The organism is Microcoleus sp. bin38.metabat.b11b12b14.051, from assembly GCF_013299165.1.
In the GTDB taxonomy this organism is placed as follows: domain Bacteria; phylum Cyanobacteriota; class Cyanobacteriia; order Cyanobacteriales; family Microcoleaceae; genus Microcoleus.
Genome location: NZ_JAAFKD010000009.1, coordinates 81,874 through 103,327, shown reverse-complemented (window position 1 = coordinate 103,327; position 21,454 = coordinate 81,874). Strand labels below are relative to the sequence as shown.

Here is a 21,454-nt window from a genome sequence, read left to right as displayed (position 1 = left end):
ATAACCAATAACTAATAACCAATAACTATTGACTAATGAGCGATTTGATGCCGACAAATATAGAGGCAGAGGAAGCAATTTTGGGCGGGATTTTAATCGACCCCGAAGCTATTTCGCGAATTGCTGAAATGTTGCGACCGGAGTTTTTTGCCATCACCGCTCATCAAGTCATTTATCGATCGGCATTAGGGCTATTTTTGCAAGGTCAACCGACGGATTTGATGACCGTAACAACTTGGCTGACGGATCGCAACCAGTTAGAACAAGTCGGAGGATTAACTAAATTAGCACAATTAGTCGATCGCACAGTTTCAGCAGTCAACATCGACCAATATGCTGCCCTAGTCGAAGACAAATATCAGCGCCGCCGATTGATCGAAGCGGGCAACAACATAGTACAATTAGGTTACGAGACAGCAGCGCCGCTAGAAACAGTCTTAGACCGCGCCGAACAAGAAGTTTTTGGCATCACTCAAGACCGCCCGCAACAAGATTTAGTATCCATCGGCGAAACCCTAAACCAAACATTTCAAGACTTAGAAAATCGCAATGAAGGCCTCACGCTTCCCGGTATTCCGTGCGGTTTTTATGATTTAGATGCGATGACAGGAGGCTTTCAGCGATCGGATTTAATCATCGTTGCTGCCAGGCCGGCAATGGGCAAATGCGCCACGGATGAGGCTGCTATCGTACAAAGCGATGGAAGCCTTGTTACCATTAAAGAAATCTATCAAAAACGTCAAGCAGAATTACTAACATTAGGAAAAGATTTGCAATTTCACCTAACTAGACCATCAGCTTTTATAGATGATGGAATTAAGCCTGTATTTCGGGTAACAACCAGACTGGGACGTTTTATAGAAACTACGATTACACACCCATTTTTAACAATTAAGGGTTGGCGACAGTTGGCGGAAATACAAGCAGGCGATAAGATTGCTGTACCTCGCCGGATGAATGTTTTTGGTCGAGAAACCATCCGCGACTGTGAAGTTAAGTTATTAGCTTATCTAATTGGCGATGGGTGTTTGACACAGACTGCGCCACACTTCACCAATGGAAATACTGCTATACTGAAAGATTTTGCTGAAGCTGCTACTAGCTTCGGAGGTCTTAAGCTGCGATTCAACGATCAAGGGAGACGCGCACCCGAATATCGCCTTATCAGCGATCGAGAAAGTTACACAGATAGTATAAAAAACTTTGGTTATAATTTACAAATAATCCTTCTCAAACGAGATTTCGATGCTAAAAAATTAGCGCGAGAATTGGAAATTAAACCGCGATTAGTCCGGTCTTGGATGGAAGGAATAGCATTTCCCAATCAAAAATTATTTAGTGGCATTTGCAGAGTTTTAAGAGTAGAACCAGAACACCTAGCCGATGAGGGAATGGATGTTATTAATACAACTCATAAAAATCCCCTGACACATTGGTTAGAAAAGTTAGGTCTGATGGGAAAAGATGCTCACCAAAAAACCGTACCGGATATAGTGTTTAGATTGCGGCGATCGCAAGTTGCCCTTTTCCTCAACCGCCTCTTTTCCACTGACGGCTGGGCTACCGTACTTACCAGCGGTCAATCTCAGCTAGGCTACTGTTCTGTCAGTGAAGGACTAGCCAGACACGTACAGCATCTACTGCTGAGATTTGGCATCATTGCCGCCCTCAAAAAGCGTTTAGTCAAATACAAAAATACTCGCAACCCAGCTTGGTTTATTGATATTACTAATGCAAAATCTATCAAAATATTCATATCAGAAATTGGGATTTTTGGCAAAGAGGCAGCACTAGCTAAAGTAGAAGAAGCACTAGAAAATAAAATATCTCACAATAATCGCGATTTAATTCCTGTCGAGGCTTGGGAATACCTAGCATTAGCCAAAGGCAACGAATCTTGGGTATCGCTAGCAAAACGTGCAGGTATCAAAGGTTATTCCAATATTCACGTTGGTAAACGTGCGCTGTCCAGGGAAAGATTTTTAGTTTTAGCAACTGCTTTAGATAATTTGTCGCTGAAACAACTAGCAAATAGCGAGGTCTACTGGGATGAAATAGTTTCGATCGAACCGATGGGAAACAAGCAAGTCTATGACTTAACTATCCCGGAGACGCACAATTTTGTGGCTAACGATATCTGCGTTCACAATACGGCCTTTTGTACCAATATCGCCCATCATATCGCCGCTGGACAGCAAAAATTGCCGGTTGCCGTTTTTAGCTTGGAAATGTCGAAAGAACAGCTAGTGCAGCGTATTCTATCCAGTGAAGCCAAAATAGAAAGTAATAGGTTGCGATCGGGCAGAATCAGTCAGAACGAATGGGAACCCATCAGTACAGCCATTGGTAACTTATCAGAACTACCGCTGTTTATTGATGATACTCCTAATATTACCGTGATGGAGATTCGCTCCAAAGTCCGCCGCCTCCAAGCAGAACAAGGCGGAGCTCTCGGATTAATTTTGCTAGATTATCTACAATTAATGGAAGGTAGCAGCGACAACCGCGTGCAAGAATTATCTCGAATTACCAGAAGTCTCAAAGGTTTAGCCCGCGAACTCAACGTGCCGATTATTGCTTTGTCTCAGTTGAGTCGAAGTGTGGAAGCGAGGACAAATAAGCGGCCGATGATGTCAGACTTGAGAGAAAGTGGCTGCTTAACAGGTGATAGTTGCGTAATGCTAGCAGATACCGATGTACGCGTACCAATTCGTGAATTAGTAGGGAAATCTGGCTTCACCATTTGGGCGCTAAATCAAGCCACCATGCAGTTAGAAAAAGCTGTTGTTACCAATGCCTTTGCTACAGGTGTGAAACCTGTTTTGCGACTGCAAACTCTTTCGGGACGGGCAATTAGAGCAACGGCTAATCATAAGTTCTTAACCATTCAGGGCTGGCGGCGATTGGACGAGTTGAAAATAGGCGATCGTATTGCTTTACCTATGCAAGCACAGCTTGAAAACTTATATTGCGGCACAACCCTTTACCAACAAAACTTCCGTCGAGAAGGAGCAGGAAGATTAGCTACAATTGTCAAATCTGATGAACTTGCCCTCTTATCTAAGAGCGATATTTACTGGGATGAAATTGCATTAATAGAAGTTGATGGCGAAGCGGAAGTTTACGATTTAACAGTGCCTGCACTGCATAATTTTGTCGCTAATGAAATCGTAGTCCATAATAGCATCGAGCAGGACGCGGATTTAGTAATTATGCTCTACCGAGATGAATATTACAACCCGGATTCGCCCGATCGCGGAATTGCCGAAGTCATCATCACCAAACACAGAAACGGCCCCACAGGCATCATCAAACTAATATTTGACGCTCAATATACCTCGTTCCGCAATCTGGCATCTCCAAAGCGCTCTTAAGAAGGAAGAAGGAAGAAGGAAGAAGGAAGAAGGAACACACAGCAAGCTTGAGCACGATCCGTATTTTACGTTTAATTTAGGTCAATCTACTTAAATCAACCAGGATTTACGCAGAAACCCGGTTTCTCAAGACAAAAACCGGGTTTACAAACAGCTTAAAAGTTTTACGCTTAGTTAGGTTGAGCTACCTAGCCAGCGATTTTCAATAATTCCACATCAAAAATCAGCGTAGCATTAGGAGGAATCACCCCGCCCGCACCGCGAGCACCGTAACCTAGTTCAGGGGGAATAATCAACTTGCGGCGTTCTCCAACTTTCATTGTACCGACACCTTCATCCCAACCCTTAATTACTTGACCGACGCCAATTTTGAACTGAAAAGGAGAATTGCGATCGCGCGAACTATCAAATTTTGTGCCATCCTCCAAAGTGCCAGTATAGTGCACTACAACCGTCTGACCGGTTTTTGGAGTCGCCCCATTACCTTCTTTCAATTCAACATATTTCAGACCTGAACCTGTGGTGACAGTTTTCTCAGTATTTCCAGTTTTCTCAGTATTTCCAGTCATGTTATTGCCAGCGATAGTAGCTGGTTCTTTTGGTAAATTAGCATCAGCTACTAGCAAGCTATCTTCAGTGAAAGACTTCGCTGAGAGTATCTCAAGCGCAGCATCGGTTAAAGGATTATTCACTTCGGAGGCAACTGCTGTAGGTACATAGCCGCTCATTTGAGCGACTATCAAAAACACAAAGCAAACCAGCATTATGCCCAAGCTGACCAGAATTCCTTGCACAATTAATCCTCCTGACACTTTTAACCGCGATATCTCAGATATCTAAGACATCTAGTACAACAAGAACCACAAAATTTTATCTGAACTTTTCCGCCCAAAAACAGCGGGTGCCAGTTAATTTTAAAGGCAAAAGAAAGTATGAAGTCAGAATCTTTGTAATTCTACCTTCTGCTTTCTAAAGAAGTGCCCGATCGAGCCTTCTGCGTTCGGGTGACAATTTTATCACAAGTCCGAGCAGCGAGAGCACGCGATCGCACTTAGCGCCAGTTACGGTTTTCTAGATCCCGCATCTGACGTTCGAGTCGATCGAGCCTGCCGCGCAACTCATCCATTTCCGACTGTCGGGGAACGCCCATATCTTGCAGCATATTCCGGAGTTGGCGCTGCAACTGCGTATCCCAATTTCCCTGCTCGGACTTGAGATGTTCAGTCACGTCATCGACAAAGGTTTTGGCTTGCTCGGGATTGATTTTGCCATCTTTGACCCATTGCTCGCTGGCTTCCTGCAATTTCTCCGCCACCAAGGAGGTAGTACCAATGCCCAGCATTACCAGTTGTTTGAGTAAGTTGCTATTGTTATCCATAGATTTTTCCTACTGTTTGCCCCAAAATACCCGATCGGCTCAGGTCGCCTGCGGTCGCTGCGAAACCCTTTGTACAATTTAAGTTACATCAGCACTGACCTACCTTTCTATTTTGGAGCATCTAGCAGCCTGCTGGCGAGTCTAACCCGCCAGCGGGCGTTCGGAAAACCCGCACTCCGATCGCAATTTCTCACAAAAAATGCCACTGTAGGCAAGCTCCAAACTTTTAGACAGTAAGTCATTCTTAATCTAAAATCTAAAATCTAAAATCTAAAATCTAAAATCTAAAATCTAAAATCTAAAATCTAAAATCTAAAATCTAAAATCTAAAATCTAAAATCTAAAATCTAAAATCTAAAATCTAAAATCTAAAATGGTATGAGCCTCCCTACAACATTACCCCACCCTGCTATCTAATGCCTGAGTGTCCCCGCTGTCACCAACCTGTAGGCGCCCGAGCGATCGCCTGCGCGCACTGCAAAACCCCTCTCAAAGCTTTCGGTCATCCGGGTATCCCCCTTTATCGATCGCCATCCGCAGAATTTCTGTGCGCTACCTGTACTTACCACGAAGACGACACCTGCAACTACCCGCAGCGTCCCTTCGCCAAAGAATGCACGCTTTATCACGACAAAGCCGAGCCTCTTGTACCGCATACCAGCCGTTACATCAGCGGCGGCCGGCCCCAATCCATCAAAAATTGGTGTCAGCGCAATCTCGTTTGGTTGGTTTTATTGGGTTTAATTATTATTAGCATTGCCCTGTCGATTTGAGCGAATTTTACCAATAAATTGGGTCTAAAGCCCCGTCGTTCTAGGGCGGCTTTATTTATCTAACATCATACCAGATAAATATGATATAATCAGATCATGATAGTAAGAGAAGCAAAGTTAAAGAACGGAACAAAAGAGCAGTATCTAGCCCTTGATGAAGCAATCCGTACAGCCCAGTTTATTAGGAACAAAGCTGTAGGTTTTTGGATCGACAATCAAGGCGTTAGTAAAGCAACTTTATATTCCCTTTGTAAAGACTTAGCCAAAGAGTTTCCTTTCGCAAGAAAGCTAAACTCTGCTGCTCGTCAAGCCAGTGCTGAACGAGCTTGGGCTGCTATCTCCAACTTCTATCGCCGTTGTAAAACAACAGACAAAAAGAAGGGCTATCCCACCTTCAAGAAACATTGTCGCTCAGTAGAATATAAAGTTTCAGGATGGAAGTTATCGGAAGATTGTAGAAGTATTACTTTCACCGATGGTTTTGAGATTGGAACTCTATCAATATTCTGCAACAACGAAACCCAAGAGGATTTGTACAGACTAAAGATTAATCGAGTACGAGTTGTGCGTAGAGCAGATGGGTATTATGCCCAATTTTGTTTTGATGCCAGTCGTAAAGAGCAAGGACAGTATTCAGGCAATGTTGTTGGTTTGGATTTGGGGCTAAAGTTTTTCACCAAAGACCAAAACGATAACGCTGTAATATATCCACAGTTCTTAAGGAAAGCTGAAAAGCAACTTAAGAAAGCTCAACGCAGATTAAGTAAGAAGTTTGTCAAGGAAGCTTGCGCCACAATCCAACAACTACCATAGAGCCAGAAAAAGATTAGGTAAGATTCATCTGAAAGTTCAAAGACAGCGTAAAGATTGGGCAATTAAGCAAGCCCGATGCGTAGTTCACTCTAACGATGTGATTGTTTATGAAAACTTGCAGGTGTCGAACATGGTCAAGAATCATCACTTAGCTAAATCAATTTCTGATGCCAGTTGGTATCAATACACTCAATGGCTAGATTATTATGGAAAGATTTGGGACAAGGTAGTGGTAGCAGTATCACCACATTACACGTCTCAGGACTGCTCAAACTGTGGTCACAGAGTAAAGAAGTCATTAAGTACCAGAACTCATTCATGTCCCAATTGCAAGACAGAGATTTGTCGTGATACAAATGCGGCAATCAATATCTTGCAGAAAGGGATGAATGTCTTGGGAATAGAGTGGCAAAACAGTACCCAAGGGCATTGGGAATCTGCCTCGGAAGAGGAAAAGCATGGGGAGAAGACTACCTCTACTACTGATGGGCGACTTGACGTAGCAAGTGGACTTCTGTGAACCATGAACAAGAATCGCTGCTCCTTTAGGACGGTGAGTATGTCAACAACTAGACAATAGATACATCAATATCGCACCGACAGTGAAAAATCTCAAAGGCATAGAATGGAACAGGAGCATCTCAGTTTTGTTGCAAAAAGCATTTCAGCTTTACTACAACAGCAAAGCTGAGATGCTCCGGTTAAGCTGAGCCGGGACGATCGCACTGCAACACATTTCAACTTACTTCGGTTCGTGACTCGCAATGCGCTTGCCATCACCATCGTAAACCTGCATCGGAATTTTCGCATTTTCGGCGATCGCCTCCAAGGCTGTTTGCAAAGTTGCAACGTGGTTTTCCACAGCTTGGCGAGTCTTCACAGCATTGTTGTTATTTGCTTGGATGAAAGTTTGTTGCAGCTTCTGCACGTAATCAGGAGTCATCTGTACCGCAATCAAACCGTTGCTAACAGTATAGTCGCAAATCTTCGGTTTACCTTTGCAAGTTCTATCTAAATCCGTGCGCGCTTTTTGGAGGTTTCTTTCTTCCCGCAGCTTCGATTCAGCTTGCTGCAAAGATGTTTTGTAGGACTCGATCAGCGGTTTCGCTTTCTGGGAATAAGCAGTAGCCGCCGGAACTTGCTCGGCGTAACTCAAAGCTCTCCGCCAGTATTCCGATGCTTGAAACCAGGCGTTTTTGCCCTCGGAAATTTTAGCTTCTGCTGCTAAAGTCACAGCTTGAGTATAGGCATTTTCCGAAATTCCTTCAACATTTCTGCGCTCGCGAGCTTGTGAAAGTTTTGTTTCGTATTTAGGAACTAGGAGCCTACCTAGTTGATAAGATTGCGTATTGCTGGGAATTTCTGATAGCGCGCCGATCGCCTTTTCCCAACCTGCTTGCACTCCAGCCCAGGTTTCGGCTGTCTGAGCTACTGCTTCCCGAGCTTCTGCTATTTGGGCTGTGCTTTTGGCTTGGAGCAAGATTTTTTCGGCTTGTTTTTCTGTACCTAATTGCCGATTTCCAGTTGCTAAATTCTTGCGGTATTCTTTCGCCTTTCTTTGAGCATAGGGATAAACTGGGCTGCTGTCGGGAATTTCCCCTAGTTGGGCGATCGCGCTTTGCCACAGAGCTTGTGCTTCCTGCGCGTTCTGGGCAGAAACAGGCGGATTTTGGTTTCTTTGGGCTGCCGATTGTGCGAGGCGCGCTGCATCGATCGCAGAATTCAAGTTCTGATTTTGCTGGCGGTAGTTTTCCAGAGCGGTTTGAGCTTCACCGCGATGAATTGACCAAGACGGAATCGGTTCTAAAAGGGCGATCGCCGATTGTAACTGTTCCTGCGCTTCGAGCGGGCTGTTAGCAACTTTTGAAGTTTTGAGAGTCTTCACCGAATTATCGCTCAACTGTTTGGCATTAGCCAGCGCAGTGCATTCTCCGATGACGCAGGGGCGGCTGAGCAAGTAAAAACCGCCTGCCAAAACTACCGCCGCCAGACTGAAGATGCCTGCGGCGGCCAGCATTGCAAACGGTGAATGTTTGGGTGTTTCCGGAACCGTTAGCGGTTCCAGATCCAGCACGTCGAAGGGATTATCTCCCATATCGGGGGGGATGGCACCTACTTGAAACGAGCTAGCACCAACCTCGCTGGAACTCTCCGAAAAATCGGGGAAATATTCATCTACCCCCGCAGTTTCAACATCTGTTGTTGACGGCATCTCCTCCGCTACATCCGCTGTATTTTCTACTAGCACCATCCCCGTTTCTTCAGGTATTTTCTCGGATTTTTTGCGTACTTCTTCTACAGTTCTGGGTCTTGACAAAACCGGGTTGTGCATGGTAAAAGAATGAAAAGCATAAGGCTGATTTTGCCCTGTGATTTTCAGGCAAAGTCCGATTTTTTGAATAGCTTCCGGTTCTATTTCCAGAATCGCTGCTTCTAGCACTGTAAAAGTCGGTTTTGCTTTCAGAACTAAATTGCGTGGGTGTTCTCCCACAACCGTTAAAGAATCTTCTCTCAAATCGCAACTGATATAAAGTGGCAAATCTTTAAAGCCGGCTGATTGCAAGTATTTATGCAACTTTAATTCTAGGATTTGTGCCTTACTTTGTCGCGCTGCTACTGTCATGTTTTTTCCTCTGTCTGCTCTCACCATTAGAAATTTTCGATGGGCGATTTCGGATTGCGAAATTTTCGTTGTTTCCGATTTCTTTTGTGAACTTGTACCGATTCGTTCAAATCTCAGCTCTCAAATCTTAACCGTCAAATCTAAATTTGCAACGGTTCTCCAAAACTTTCGCCATAATAAACTTGAGTCACGTCAAAACGCCCGCCGTATTGTTTGAAAGGTTCTGCTGCATAACCGAGCGGGAGCAAACAGCAAACATCTACTTCAGCAGGAATTTGAAAGGCTTCTTTCACTTGAGTGCCGACAAAACCTTCCATCGGACAACTGTCTACTCCAAAGCTTTTAGCTGCGATCATTAAATGAGCTACTGCCAGCATTGTATGTCTGTTTGTCCAAGTTTCGACGGACTCGAAGCAAGGATGGTTCTCGAACATTTGCGGGATTGCTTGGCGCAGATAACCGGCTAAATTGTCGTTGATGGCGCCGGAGGCTTTACCCAATTTGATGACGGCTTCGGTGTTTTCGGGTTGGGTGGCGCGCCGATCGCCACAACAGATTAACACGATCGGGGCTTCTACTATTTGGCGCTGGTCGAAGGCACAACTTTTTAATTTTTCTTTGCTCGCTACGTCTTGCAGTACAATAAACCGCCAAGGCTGCAAGTTATAACCGGAGGGCGATCGCACTCCCAACCGCAAAATCTCTGCCAGTATGGCTGGGGGAATTGGATCGGGTTTGAAGCTGCGCGCGGCCCGTCGGCTTTCGATCGCGGTTTTAACATTAATTGAAGGTTGGATTTCAATTGTCATCGGTAATTGGGAATTGGGAATTGGGAATTGGGAATTGGGAATTGGGAATTGGGAATTGGTAATGGGAAATTGGTAATGGGAAATTGGTAATGGGTAATCGGTAATTGGTAATTGAGAATCGGTAATTGGGAATGTGCAATTCTCCCTCTCCCTCTCTCCCCGTCTCCCCGTCTCCCTTCTTCCTTCTTCCTTCTTCCTTCTTCCTTCTTCCTTCCTTACCCCAAGCCCAACTCGCGCTTGAGCAAATTAATCGACTTAGAGCCGATGTAATTTTCGCAGCATACCAGTTGTGGGGGACGAATAATATCCTCTCTGGCAGCGTTAATCGCCGCTTTGACTGTAGCAAAACTCGGTTGATCGCAAAAAATTGTTCTTGCCGATCGCACGATCGAGTTAATCTTGTACTCATCGGACAGCAAAGCCGTCATCACCAGCAAATCTTCGCCGCGGATGCTGTGGATGATAACTTCGGTCGATCGCAGCATTCCCGGGCTCAGACTGACTAAACCCAAATAACTGTCTTTCGGCAAACCCCCCACTAGCTGGATTTCCTGCACGTAATCGTAGATGTCTACCGGAATCACCCGCACCGATCGCGGCGCCGAAATCGATTCTGCTTGTCCGATAAAATAACGACTCGTGATTACAGTTCCCGCAGAGATGTTATCCAGAAAAGTACCTAAATCTTCCATCGCTACTAACTGGATCGGAATCCGCAAAGCTTGTTCGAGTTCTTGAGCCATCAACTCCCCCACGCCGATGTCTTCTGTGGGGGCTGTGACGACCACTCGGGCGCTGCACCGGAGCCGCCAGTCAATTTCTGCCAAAAATAATTCCCTGGCTTGGTTGAGCGTACAGCCCTGTCCCAGCAGTTGATCCATACTTTCTTGCACTATTTTGTTAGCAAGGGGATATTCTTCTAGGATGGGAGACTTGAGTTTGCTGCCGCCTTCGTGGCCTTGAGCGCGGACGTAAATGCCCGATCCGGCTTGGGCTTCTACGAGTCCGGTATTTTCGAGCTGTCGGTAGACTTTGCTGATGGTGTTGCGGTGCAAGCCCGTCTGCATCGCTAGCTGTCGGGTGCTGGGCAACCGGTGTCCGGGCGGAAACTGGCGCGAGGCGATCGCAAACCTGATTTGATTGAATAATTGCGTAGATGCGGGGATATCGCTATCTGTTTGAATATGAAATTGAACCATATTAAAGGCTCCGACACTTCAATTTAATATTTTTATAAGATCGAGTACCGCCCACAGTATGGTTCGGATATCTCTGTCTATAGCATAATCTTTTTTGGTTGATCTGCTGCGGTCGTTTTCCTTGGCGGGCGATCGGGCCTGATTGTTCGGCTACTTTCAAATCTTAGCCGTAGGGTGCGTCAGGCAAGATAATTCTCAATCATCACTCCTAATCTCAGAACTGACGCACCAACTAATGAATGGTGCGTCAGCTAGGAGGATTGTCAGTTGATCGCGACAATCCTCCTAGCTGACGCACCCTACTTCACTATTTACTCTCCGATTTCCATCTCTGACGCACCATTTCTTAGCTGGTGCGTCAGAATGAGATTGTGAATTTGTCGCATAAATTTTCCAAGCTGACGCACCCTACTTCACTATCCGTTACTCAACAATCAGCAATAGGGTGCGTCAGGAAAGATAATTTTCAACCATCGCGGACAATTTCAGAACTGACGCACCATTCATTACCTGGTGCGTCAGTTCTGAAATTGTCAATTTGCCAAAATTTTCCTAGCTGACGCACCCTACTGCACTATTGACCTAGGGCTTGCTGTTTTTCTACCTTTCAAAAAATAAGTCAGCATTTCCCCTTTACCTTTAATCTCGATCACGCCGCGTTCTTCAAAATCATATTTATCTTGCAGCAAGTCATAAGTATAGAAGCTAACTTGAATGCGGCCGGGTATGCCGTGAGATTCCATGCGAGAAGCGGTATTTACCGCATTTCCCCACAAGTCGTAAATGAATTTTTTAGTGCCGATTACCCCCGCTACCACCGGGCCGCTATTAATCCCGATGCGGATGTCAAATTTTGCATCCAGCTTCACATTTAATTCCTGAATTGCTACTAGCATATCCAGCGCCATTTCGGCTATCGCCTCTGCGTGGTCTGGGCGTTCGATGGGAATGCCGCCTGCTACCATGTAAGCGTCCCCGATCGTCTTAATTTTTTCTAACCCGTGTTTCTCGCTCAGTTCGTCGAAAGTTGAAAAAATTTCATTCAACAAGTATACTAATTTCGTTGCCGACATGGTAGTAGAAATTTGGGTAAAATTCACCAAATCAGCAAAAAGAATTGTTGCTTTCTCAAACTTATCAGCAATTACCCCCGGTTCCTGCTTCAACCTGTGGGCGATCGCTCCGGGCAAAATATTTAGCAGTAAATCCTCAGTTTTTCTTTGTTCTTTCCTGAGTGCAGATTCCATTTGCTTGCGCTTGGTGATATCGTGAAAAAATACAGAAATGCCATCGTGAGAAGGAAATGCCCGCACTTCAAACCACACTTGCAAGGGGCGATAATATTTTTCAAAAGTTACTCCAACTTGTTTAGCTACAGCTTCGTGAGATTCTTCATAAAACACCGAACTTACTAAATCAGGAAACTCTTCCCAAAAAATTTTACCAAAAAGTTCTTCCGGCGATCGCTGCAAAAATTGTGATGCTTTGTAATTAATGTAAGTAAATCGCCACTGGAGGTCTAGAGCAAAAAAAGCATCGCTCATTCCTTCTAAAAAATTGACAATTTGCTCGTCAGTAGAACGGAGTTTTGCTTCAACTTGTTTGTGTCTGATCTGCGCGCGCTTTAATTTTGCATAATTAATTCGCAACTCCATTTGACTGATAACTTGCCTTCCTAAAGTCCGCAGGGCTTCTAGCTGTTCTGGGGTGAGATGGCGGGGAACAGTATCTATCGCGCACAAAGTGCCGATCGGGAAACCATCAGAAGTTACTAGCGGCGCCCCAGCATAAAATCGAATATTTGGATCGGAAGTTACTAACGGATTTCCAGCAAAGCGATCGTCGTCTAGGGCGTTAGGTATAACTAGCAATTCATTGGGATTTAAAATAGCGTGAGCGCAAAAAGCTATCTCTCTCGGAGTTTCTGGCACCTCCAGACCGACTTTTGATTTAAACCACTGTCGGTTAGCATCTACTAAACTGACCAAAGCAATAGGAGTACCACAAATATAGGATGCTAAAGCTGTTAGGTCATCAAAAGCTTGGTCAGCATCTGTATCGAGAATGTTGTAGCGGTGAAGTGCTTTTAGCCTGTCTGCTTCGTTGCTAGGTAAAGGTGCAGCTTGCATCGGCGGCGGTGCGACTGCACGTTTGTGAAAAATGCGTGCAAGTTTCCGTCCTGCGAATTTTTGGACTTGCGTCGCTAGTTTCTCAACCAGCACAAAAAAACTTATTTGCCAAGCTTTATTCATATTTGTTTATAGTTGTCAGACCTGATGGAACTGCGGGCGATCGATACCTATGCACTCACCGCAACTAACTCCTCGATCTCCAGAGCTTTTGTTGGCAATTTCCCCGTTAAAACTTCTCGACCCTCTGCGCTGACAAGTATATCATCTTCAATGCGTATACCCCGCACATCTGCGAATTTTTCCAAATGATCCCAGTTTACAGAATCTTTATATTTGGCACGAGTTTCTGAGTTATTTAAAATTGCCGGAACTTGGTAAAATCCAGGTTCGATCGATACCAGCATTCCCGGATGCAAAACACGATTCAGCCGCAAAAATCCCAAGCCAAACCGACTGCTTCTGGTTCTTCCTACTGCATAGCCAGCCAAATCTCCCAAATCTTCCATATCGTGAACATCCAAACCGATTAAATGTCCGATACCGTGGACAAAAAATAAGGCGTGAGCGTCCATTTCTACCAACTCTTCAACATTGCCCCGCAAAATGCCCAAATCCACCAAGCCTGACGCCATCGTCCGAGCAGCTAACAGGTGAATATCTTGATATTCCACACCCGGACTAATTTTATCAATACAAGCATCATGGGCTGCCAAAACTATATCGTAAATTGCTCTTTGAGTCGGCGAAAACTTACCAGAAACAGGCCAAGTGCGAGTCACATCAGCCGCCCATCCCATCGACGATTCCGCACCGACATCTGCTAACAGCAAATCTCCTGCTTGTAGCGGGTTGTGATAGTGTTCGCTGTGCAGGACTTCCCCTTGTACGGTGACAATACTTGGGTAGGCGTAGGTCATATTTTCCGAGATAATGACACTTTCCATGGCCGCCCGCACGCCCGCTTCAATCTTGGCCGTTCGAGTTGCTGCCATCCCCGCTTTGTGAGCTGCTACGGTGACAGCCGCAGCTTGACGCAATTCGACCAAACTCGCTGCATCGTGGCTCAGACGCAGAGATATAATTGCTTGAGTTAATTCTAGGTCGATACCTGTTGGCGTTTTGGAGGGTGCCACAGGTCGATCGAGTATTTGAGACTGTTGCAACCGAATCACGCTATCCTGGAGGGCGATCGTTGCTGCATTTGTCGTTAGCGGAGCCCTCGAAGAGGATCGCACTTTCAACTCACTCATTGTCCAAGCAGCATCAGCACCAATTCGTTCAGCAATTTCTGCTCTTTTCGGCATTTCGCCATGCCACAACGTGCTGCTAGGATCGGCATCATCTAAGAACAGTTCTAACTTCCCAGATTCTAAGCGAATCGCAGCATTTTCTAAGGGCAAACCCGCAAAATACAAAAAGTGACTGCTGGCGCGAAAAGGATAAACCAGTGCCGGATAATTGCGAGGAATGCTGCGCCCAGACCACAGAATTACCGGATAATTAATTAAACTCGCCAGTTTTTGCCGCCTTTGGTGTAAAATATTTCTTAACAAATCATCACTTTTTGTAATTTCCATGAGTCAAACTTGATAATTTTGAGTTTAGTTCACTCTTTCGCACTGAGCGTGCTGAGATTCTCAGCGTTACAGGCTGAAAGCCCTGATTTAAAACTTAACAGCTATTTTAGGGGAAAGTCGAATCTTTATTTTATTTTTTGCTATGATGTTTGCCGCTGTTTGTGCGATCGTCTTTGTCATCATCCCCAGCATAATTTTGTTGTGCAAAAACCAGACTCGACTGCAAAATTAAAAGCCTGAAAGTGCTAGCGCGCCAGCAATAGAGCAAGTATTCAACACCCGGGATCAACCAAATTCGTCCTTGTCGTTTTTCTTGATTTTGTGACATGAGCGATCGCCTCTATTGACGGTTCTACATTTGAGACTTTAAAGTATAAGTAAAATCACTGAAAAAAATATGAAAACTTCTCACACAGCTTCTAAAACTTCCGTACAAGTACGCGATTGGCCGATCGAACACTTACCGGGATTGAGCAACGCAAACCAGTCTCAACTAGAAGAGTGCGGCATCACCACCATCGGACAACTAATTCGGATGACGAAAACACCCGCTGCAAAATCGTTGCTAGCACATCAATTACAAATTAACATTCAATCTGTTAACAAATGGGTAGCAATGGCCGAGTTAGCTCGAATTCCCAGCGTAGGGTGTCAGTATTGCGGGCTATTACTCCACGCAGGCGTTGCTTCAGCGACTCAATTAGCTCAAATGCCCGTAGAGAGACTGCACCAACAAATCCTGAGACTCCACGTAGCCACAATGCAGCGCAATGATTTGACTCCTTCAGTCGATCGCGTGCAAAAATGGATCTTACAAGCTAGATTAGTCATTAGTCCTTAGTCCTTGGTCATTGGTCATTAGTCCTTAGTCATCTTGCCCGCTCGCGAAGTCGAAGGGTGGTCATTCGTCATTAGTCCTTGGTCATTAGTACAGTAACTACTAAGACGTTTAAAATCTTCTTAATTCCTAAAACCATTACTTTTTTCCTTTTTCCTTTTTCCTTTTTCTTTCTTCTGTCAACTGCCAACTGTCAACTGTCAACTGTCAACTGTCAACTGTCAACTGTCAACTGTCAACTGTCAACTGTCAACTGTCAACTGTCAACTGTCAACTGTCAACTGCCAACTGTCAACTGTCAACTGTCAACTGCCAACTGTCAACTGTCAACTGTCAACTGCCAACTGTCCCTATGTCAATTCAAGTTTACGGAATTCCCAACTGCGGCACCTGCAAAAAAGCCTTTCAATGGCTAAAAGATAGTGGTGTTACCTACGAGTTTATTAACACAAAAGAACAGCCACCCACTCGCGAAACAATTCAAAACTGGGTAGCTGCGTTAGGTTTTCTACCAATGCGAAACACTTCCGGCCAATCTTACCGCGCCTTGGGCGACGACAGGAAAGACTGGACGAGTGCAGAGTGGGTGGAGGCTTTTGCTAAAGATGCGATGCTGCTGAAACGTCCTCTTTTTGTTAAAGATGGAACCGCTGTTTTAGTAGGTTTCAAAGCAGAAGTAATTAACGAAAAATTGGGGCTTTAAATTAGCAGATATCAGCGTTTTAGTCGCCGCATATACTTCATTTCGCCCACGTCATTCGTGAAACCCCAACGCTCGTAAAATGGTATCATTTTCGGCAAACAGTTAAGACTAATATTCTCCACTGCTTGGAGTTTGGGATGATTTAAGACTGCATCCATCAACACCTTACCCAGTCCAGTATTTCTGTATGTTGGGTGGACAATCACATCGAAAACCATCGCCCTGTAGACAAAATCAGTCATGACGCGGGTAAAGCCAATTAGCCGTAGCTTGCGGGGCGGGACGCCATCGCCCTCATCGACCAAACCAATGATAACATCAGTAGCGGCCAGCATTTTCACCACATCCTCCCGCCTCCGCTTGTCGCACCAAAACTCGTTTTTGTACAAATCCATCAAGTCAGATACCTGATTTTCCGTCAAAGTTTCGACGATGCGGTACTTATCCATGTTGTCGGTCATACTCGATTTTACCGTAATCTAGTTTAATTGCGCGATCGGCTAGAGTGAAATAGCCGCTGGCAGCAATCACGAGATTGTAAGCTTCTATACTCAACTTACTAGCTAGCAAGTTCCAAAAACCAGTTTCATAGAGTGGCTGGTTGTATAGTGGCTCATCCCTAACCCAAGCGTCACGGAGAAACATGATTAGTTTTGTACCCGACAAACCCTTAGCTTCCGGGACGAGATTGTAAATTGTATTGGTTACTAAATCGATTGGATAGCTGCCTTTCTCTTCATCGGTGAGGAAATACGGTACTTCTTCGGGATTGGGGTAATCTTCAAACCTGAATCGCTGCCGCCGCAGATATTGAATATTGTTACCAAAGTTGAATGAACTGACCTCTAGTTTCAGTTCTGTTGTACACAAACCATAGACATTTTGCTGAGACTTGAGAAAGCGCATTCCACCCATTTCAGCCGGAATATTCGGCAATCCAGGTAAATTAATTGACCAAAGCCGACCCCCAATGCGATCGCTTAGCTCAAAGAGCTTGACATCTAGCTGTTCCCTCCCGCTCAGCTCCAACAGCCTCTTAAGTACAGGACTTTCATTGGGATTAGCCTTCATCAGGCGATAAGCAGTATAAGCACTCTTGGCACCCCCACCGATAATGGCGATGTCGATTAATGGGAATAGTTGAGGCTGAGGGTTTGTCATTTTTATCTTAACCTAAAGATACTTGACATCTATGCTAATGCTAATATAAAACGAGTTGGGGTACAACTTCATGGAGCATCTCATGGTTGCAAAAAGCATTTTTTATTGAAGCGAGTACACTTCAAATGATCATAGAGTCCGAGCCTCTCGACTCAATCCCCCAATCCCCCAATCCGCCAATCTTTACCCGCTCGCGAAGCCGTTATAGCCAATTCCCCAATCCCCCAATCCCCCAAATCTAAAATCTAAAATCTAAAAGATGGATTGACTACGATAGGATTATTGAAATGATCCCCAACTTCATCGTCCATAAAACACGCAAAAGTTTATAAATTATCAAGGTTTTACGCGGCAACAGTTTTTTTTTGTTACGTTGGTTACTGGGATCAAAGGGTTGCAAAAAAATAAACTTATTTAAAATTCAGGACTTACGCACTTACTATGATTTTCTGTCGTTGTGAGTATAGCGAAGCTTTTCTCTTAGCCTTGCTACACATGAGAATTCGTAATTTGTAACATGGACAGAGAGCTTTTCAAACATTGCACAAATTGACAACAAAACAGGAATAATATGTCTTTAACATCTTTGAACCGTTCATTCTCTAAGGTTTCAGGAAAAGTCCCTCTCCGCATCGTTCTCGTCGTACCCTTTGTACTCCAAATATTTGGGACAGTAGGGTTAGTAGGGTGGCTATCATTTCGGAATGGGCAACAAGCTGTTAATGATGTTGCTTCACAGTTGCGGTCAGAAATTAGTTCTCGCATTCAAGAGCGTTTATAGCGCTATATGGCAACTCCTCATTTACTCAACGACCTCAATGCCAAAGCAATTTATTTAGGTAACTTGAACTTGCAGAAACCGACTAGCCGCGAACGCTATTTTTGGAATATTATTCAATCATTTGATTCAGTTACTCATACTTATATTGGTACTACAAACGGAGAACTTTTTGGCTCAAAAAGAGTTGCAGATGGCTCAATACAGATCGGTCTGGCTGACGAATCAACTAACCATAGTCTCAATTACTATTCTGCTAACAGTCAGGGCGATCGCATTGGCGAATTCAAAACATCTACTCCTAATTTTGATGCGCGAGTTCGACCTTGGTACAAAGCTGCTATAGGCGCTGGTAAACCTGCTTGGAGTAAAATTTATACTGATTTTGTCAGCAAATCTCTTTTGATTACAGGGGTTCAATCTGTCTCCGACAAATCGGAAAAAATGGTGGGAGTTCTTGCTGTCAACATTACCCTCACTGAAGTCAATAAATTTCTCCATAGTTTGAAAATTGGCAAGTCGGGGCAAACTTTTATTATAGAGCGGACAGGAGAACTTGTTAGTACATCTACTCTCGATCCCGTTTTACTTGTCAAAGGAAAAGATACAGAACGTATCAATGCTGCATCAAGCCAAAATTCCTTAATCCGAGCAGCCGAAAATCAGTTACACAAAAAGTTTGGCAATCTTACTGAAATTAACAGCGTTCAGCAATTAGACTTTGACATAGACGGTAAGCGGCAATTCATTCAAGTACAGCCATTTCAAGACATTCGCGGTTTGGACTGGTTAATTGTAGTGGTAGTTCCAGAAGCCGATTTCATGGAGCAAATCAACGCCAACACCCACACAACTATACTGCTGTGCATAGCAGCCTTAATATTAGCAACGGGTGCCGGGATTCTCACTGCAAAATCAGTGATTCAGCCACTTTTACGTTTAAATATAGCAGCCAAAGAAATCGCTCAAGGCAAATTGGAACAGACAGTTGAAATAGAACGATCAGATGAACTAGGAGAGCTAGCTACATCATTTAATAGCATGGCAAAGCAACTACAAGAATCCTTTGCTGCCTTAGAATCAAAAAATGCTGATTTGCAACGGCTCGATAAACTCAAAGACGAATTTTTAGCTAATACTTCTCACGAACTTCGCACTCCCCTAAATGGCATGATCGGAATTGCCGAATCGATGATTGATGGCGCTACTGGCGCAACCACAGAAATTCAGCGCAAAAATTTGTTAATGATTGCTTTAAGCGGACACAGACTATCCAATTTAGTGAATGATATTCTCGATTTTTCAAAGCTACGGCATAAAAATATCGAGCTACAATTAAAGCCTGTAGGAATGCGAGAAATAGCAGACATAGTTATGATGTTTAGCAAATCTCTAGTATGTCGCAAAAGTTTGCAGTTAATTAATAACATTTCTCCCGACTTACCCCCTGCTAATGCCGATGAAAATCGCCTTCAGCAAATTTTGCACAACCTAGTCAGTAATGCAATTAAATTCACTACTGAAGGTCATGTTGAAATATCGGCAAAATTAGTAACCAACCAAGATTATCCACAAAAAAAAGAATTTACTATTATTAACTCATATTTAGCTATTACTATTTGCGACACAGGTATTGGTATTTCTGAAGATAAATTTGACCGGATTTTTGAATCTTTTGAGCAAGGCGATGGTTCCACAGCGCGGGAATACGGCGGTACAGGTTTAGGTTTAGCCGTGACTAAAAAGCTAGTCGAACTACACGGTGGCAAAATCAAGGTAGAATCAACAATAGGTGTGGGTTCAAAGTTCACCTTTACTATCCCTGTTTCCGAAGGCGAAGTTGAGCAAAGGCGAGATGTGTCTCCCGTTACGAGTTTCCAGTTAGCTGCTGATGGACTATTCGATAAAATTATTCAATATTCAACAGTAAATTTTCCAGAGCAATCAGCTAAAATAAAAATTATGATTGTGGATGATGAACCAGTTAATCTTCAGGTACTTGTCAATCATCTTTTTCGAGAAGATTATGCGATTTTCCAAGCAAATAACGGGTGAGAAGCCTTAGAAATAATTGAGAAAAAATTCATTCCTGACCTGATATTGCTAGATGTAATGATGCCCAAAATGACTGGTTATGAAGTCACAAAAAAAAATCGCGAACAGTACAGTGTAACTGAAATTCCCATCGTGCTATTAACTGCTAAAAATCAAGTCAGAGACTTAGTGGAAGGATTGAATGTCGGTGCTAACGATTATCTTAGTAAACCCGTTGCTAAAGATGAATTGTTAGCCAGAATCAAAACTCATATTAACCTGTCCCGTCTCCGCGCAGAAAACATCCGCATCAGCGCCGAATTAGATATTACGCGCCGACTCCAACAGATGAACTTACCCCAAGAGTCAGAACTACAAGCGGTTGAAGGTTTAGAAATTGCAGGATTTATGGAACCAGCAGACGAAGTAGGCGGGGACTATTACGATGTACTAAACTGTAATGGAAAAGTTAAAATTGGCATCGGCGATGTAACTGGACACGGTTGAGAAAGCGGGGTATTGATGCTGATGGCGCAAACCGCCGTGCGGACTTTAATGACAAATAATGAAACCGATAATGTTAAAATTTTAAATACAATAAACCGCACAATGTATGACAGCTTGGAGCGGATAAAATGCAATAAAAATATGAGTCTTTGTTTGCTAGACTACAGCGAGCGCACCCTGACTTTGAGCGGTCAACACCAAGAAACAATTGTGGTAAGAAAGGATGGCGAAGTAGAGTTGATTGATACGATGAATTTAGGATTTCTGATTGGACTGGAAGACGATATTGCAGATTTTTTAGCCTCAACTAGCGTTGAGTTGAATTTAGGTGATGTTGTTGTACTATACACTGACGGGATTACTGAAGCCTTTGATATCAATAAAGTACAATACGGTTGAGAGCGGCTTGTAGAAATAGTTAAACAAAACCGCCAGCATTCAAGTGTTGAAATTAAGGAAGCTGCGATCGCGGACGTGAAGCGCCACATCGGGAAGCAAAAAGTGTATGATGACATAACTTTAGTGGTGCTCAAACAAATGTATTAAAATTAGTCCCAAAATCAGTATGACCGCCCAGCCCAAAATTATAGTCCTCGATGACGATCCCACAGGTTCCCAAACAGTCCACAGTTGCCTGCTATGATATTCAGGAGGCAGTCTGTTAAGTTAATGTGTGTGGGAGCATCTCAGTTTGGTAAAAAGCATTCTTTTACAGTGCGATCGCATTGTAAATGCCAAACAGAGATGCAACCATG

18 protein-coding genes and 1 pseudogene are annotated in these 21,454 nt (G+C 44.0%); 9 read left to right on the top strand and 10 right to left on the bottom strand.

The window, feature by feature from the left end:
• The first annotated feature begins 35 nt into the window (after positions 1-35).
• The gene (gene dnaB, locus QZW47_RS12195; protein ID WP_293127510.1) at positions 36-3,374 is read left to right on the top strand and encodes a replicative DNA helicase; all 3,339 of its coding nucleotides are present in this window, start codon (positions 36-38) and stop codon (positions 3,372-3,374) included.
• A 188-nt stretch (positions 3,375-3,562) separates the two neighbouring features.
• Here dnaB and QZW47_RS12190 read toward each other — a convergent pair whose 3' ends face one another.
• Complete coding sequence (locus QZW47_RS12190; protein ID WP_293127508.1) at positions 3,563-4,168, bottom strand: FKBP-type peptidyl-prolyl cis-trans isomerase; 606 nt, start codon at positions 4,166-4,168, stop codon at positions 3,563-3,565.
• 257 nt (positions 4,169-4,425) lie between these two features.
• Positions 4,426-4,752, bottom strand: coding sequence for a phasin family protein (locus tag QZW47_RS12185; protein ID WP_265235356.1), 327 nt, complete (start codon positions 4,750-4,752; stop codon positions 4,426-4,428).
• A 416-nt stretch (positions 4,753-5,168) separates the two neighbouring features.
• On the opposite strand from QZW47_RS12185, the gene QZW47_RS12180 reads away from it, so the two are divergent.
• From QZW47_RS12180 to QZW47_RS12170, 3 genes are all read left to right on the top strand, one after another.
• A complete protein-coding gene (locus QZW47_RS12180) occupies positions 5,169-5,525 on the top strand; it encodes a zinc ribbon domain-containing protein (protein ID WP_293127499.1) in 357 nt (118 codons plus the stop codon).
• Positions 5,526-5,621: 96 nt separating this feature from the next.
• Positions 5,622-6,338: a transposase gene (locus QZW47_RS12175; protein ID WP_293127497.1), complete on the top strand. Its 717-nt coding sequence runs from the start codon at positions 5,622-5,624 to the stop codon at positions 6,336-6,338.
• Positions 6,298-6,858: a transposase gene (locus tag QZW47_RS12170; RefSeq protein WP_293127495.1), complete on the top strand. Its 561-nt coding sequence runs from the start codon at positions 6,298-6,300 to the stop codon at positions 6,856-6,858. The genes QZW47_RS12175 and QZW47_RS12170 overlap by 41 nt, the downstream gene beginning before the upstream one ends.
• A 222-nt stretch (positions 6,859-7,080) precedes the next feature.
• Here the strand turns inward: QZW47_RS12170 and QZW47_RS12165 are convergent, their stop codons facing one another.
• The 6 genes from QZW47_RS12165 to QZW47_RS12140 form a co-directional block, all read right to left on the bottom strand.
• The gene (locus QZW47_RS12165; protein ID WP_293127493.1) at positions 7,081-8,988 is read right to left on the bottom strand and encodes a hypothetical protein; all 1,908 of its coding nucleotides are present in this window, start codon (positions 8,986-8,988) and stop codon (positions 7,081-7,083) included.
• 113 nt (positions 8,989-9,101) lie between these two features.
• On the bottom strand, positions 9,102-9,770 hold the full coding sequence (locus QZW47_RS12160; RefSeq protein WP_293127491.1) for a nitroreductase family protein: 669 nt from the start codon (positions 9,768-9,770) through the stop codon (positions 9,102-9,104).
• A 215-nt stretch (positions 9,771-9,985) separates the two neighbouring features.
• Complete coding sequence (locus QZW47_RS12155) at positions 9,986-10,969, bottom strand: GntR family transcriptional regulator (protein ID WP_293127489.1); 984 nt, start codon at positions 10,967-10,969, stop codon at positions 9,986-9,988.
• Positions 10,970-11,535: 566 nt separating this feature from the next.
• On the bottom strand, positions 11,536-13,221 hold the full coding sequence (locus QZW47_RS12150; protein WP_293127487.1) for an adenylate/guanylate cyclase domain-containing protein: 1,686 nt from the start codon (positions 13,219-13,221) through the stop codon (positions 11,536-11,538).
• Between the two features lie 47 nt (positions 13,222-13,268).
• Positions 13,269-14,678, bottom strand: a complete 1,410-nt coding sequence (locus tag QZW47_RS12145) for an aminopeptidase P family protein (RefSeq protein ID WP_293127485.1) — start codon at positions 14,676-14,678, stop codon at positions 13,269-13,271.
• A gap of 130 nt (positions 14,679-14,808) precedes the next feature.
• A complete protein-coding gene (locus QZW47_RS12140) occupies positions 14,809-15,006 on the bottom strand; it encodes a hypothetical protein (protein ID WP_293127483.1) in 198 nt (65 codons plus the stop codon).
• Between the two features lie 69 nt (positions 15,007-15,075).
• Between QZW47_RS12140 and QZW47_RS12135 the strand changes: the two genes are divergently transcribed.
• Both QZW47_RS12135 and QZW47_RS12130 read left to right on the top strand, forming a co-directional pair.
• A complete protein-coding gene (locus QZW47_RS12135; protein ID WP_293127481.1) occupies positions 15,076-15,519 on the top strand; it encodes a DUF4332 domain-containing protein in 444 nt (147 codons plus the stop codon).
• A gap of 349 nt (positions 15,520-15,868) precedes the next feature.
• Positions 15,869-16,219, top strand: coding sequence for a Spx/MgsR family RNA polymerase-binding regulatory protein (locus QZW47_RS12130; RefSeq protein ID WP_293127479.1), 351 nt, complete (start codon positions 15,869-15,871; stop codon positions 16,217-16,219).
• Positions 16,220-16,230: 11 nt separating this feature from the next.
• On the opposite strand, the gene QZW47_RS12125 is transcribed toward QZW47_RS12130, so the two are convergent.
• Together QZW47_RS12125 and QZW47_RS12120 are read right to left on the bottom strand one after the other, a co-directional pair.
• Positions 16,231-16,680 carry a GNAT family N-acetyltransferase gene (locus tag QZW47_RS12125; protein ID WP_293127477.1) on the bottom strand — a complete coding sequence of 150 codons (450 nt, stop codon included), beginning with the start codon at positions 16,678-16,680 and terminating at the stop codon, positions 16,231-16,233.
• The gene (locus QZW47_RS12120) at positions 16,661-17,380 is read right to left on the bottom strand and encodes an FAD-dependent oxidoreductase (protein ID WP_293127475.1); all 720 of its coding nucleotides are present in this window, start codon (positions 17,378-17,380) and stop codon (positions 16,661-16,663) included. The genes QZW47_RS12125 and QZW47_RS12120 overlap by 20 nt, the downstream gene beginning before the upstream one ends.
• A gap of 571 nt (positions 17,381-17,951) precedes the next feature.
• On the opposite strand from QZW47_RS12120, the gene QZW47_RS12115 reads away from it, so the two are divergent.
• The 3 genes and pseudogenes from QZW47_RS12115 to QZW47_RS12100 all read left to right on the top strand — a co-directional run bounded on the left by QZW47_RS12115 (position 17,952) and on the right by QZW47_RS12100 (position 21,245).
• On the top strand, positions 17,952-18,161 hold the full coding sequence (locus QZW47_RS12115; protein WP_293127473.1) for a hypothetical protein: 210 nt from the start codon (positions 17,952-17,954) through the stop codon (positions 18,159-18,161).
• 6 nt (positions 18,162-18,167) lie between these two features.
• Entirely contained in the window at positions 18,168-20,213 is a 2,046-nt protein-coding gene (locus QZW47_RS12110) for an ATP-binding protein (protein WP_293127471.1), read from the top strand.
• Positions 20,214-20,225: 12 nt separating this feature from the next.
• Positions 20,226-21,245: pseudogene (locus QZW47_RS12100) on the top strand (SpoIIE family protein phosphatase).
• The last annotated feature ends 209 nt before the right edge of the window (positions 21,246-21,454 follow it).

Coding starts and splice junctions, on each gene's coding strand:
- QZW47_RS12120 (WP_293127475.1), bottom strand. CDS start 17,380: ATGACAAACCCTCAGCCTCAACTATTCCCATTAATCGACATCGCCATT.
- QZW47_RS12140 (WP_293127483.1), bottom strand. CDS start 15,006: ATGTCACAAAATCAAGAAAAACGACAAGGACGAATTTGGTTGATCCCG.
- QZW47_RS12175 (WP_293127497.1), top strand. CDS start 5,622: ATGATAGTAAGAGAAGCAAAGTTAAAGAACGGAACAAAAGAGCAGTAT.
- QZW47_RS12145 (WP_293127485.1), bottom strand. CDS start 14,678: ATGGAAATTACAAAAAGTGATGATTTGTTAAGAAATATTTTACACCAA.
- QZW47_RS12165 (WP_293127493.1), bottom strand. CDS start 8,988: ATGGTGAGAGCAGACAGAGGAAAAAACATGACAGTAGCAGCGCGACAA.
- QZW47_RS12155 (WP_293127489.1), bottom strand. CDS start 10,969: ATGGTTCAATTTCATATTCAAACAGATAGCGATATCCCCGCATCTACG.
- QZW47_RS12115 (WP_293127473.1), top strand. CDS start 17,952: ATGTCTTTAACATCTTTGAACCGTTCATTCTCTAAGGTTTCAGGAAAA.
- dnaB (WP_293127510.1), top strand. CDS start 36: ATGAGCGATTTGATGCCGACAAATATAGAGGCAGAGGAAGCAATTTTG.
- QZW47_RS12135 (WP_293127481.1), top strand. CDS start 15,076: ATGAAAACTTCTCACACAGCTTCTAAAACTTCCGTACAAGTACGCGAT.
- QZW47_RS12185 (WP_265235356.1), bottom strand. CDS start 4,752: ATGGATAACAATAGCAACTTACTCAAACAACTGGTAATGCTGGGCATT.
- QZW47_RS12110 (WP_293127471.1), top strand. CDS start 18,168: ATGGCAACTCCTCATTTACTCAACGACCTCAATGCCAAAGCAATTTAT.
- QZW47_RS12160 (WP_293127491.1), bottom strand. CDS start 9,770: ATGACAATTGAAATCCAACCTTCAATTAATGTTAAAACCGCGATCGAA.
- QZW47_RS12180 (WP_293127499.1), top strand. CDS start 5,169: ATGCCTGAGTGTCCCCGCTGTCACCAACCTGTAGGCGCCCGAGCGATC.
- QZW47_RS12150 (WP_293127487.1), bottom strand. CDS start 13,221: ATGAATAAAGCTTGGCAAATAAGTTTTTTTGTGCTGGTTGAGAAACTA.
- QZW47_RS12130 (WP_293127479.1), top strand. CDS start 15,869: ATGTCAATTCAAGTTTACGGAATTCCCAACTGCGGCACCTGCAAAAAA.
- QZW47_RS12125 (WP_293127477.1), bottom strand. CDS start 16,680: ATGACCGACAACATGGATAAGTACCGCATCGTCGAAACTTTGACGGAA.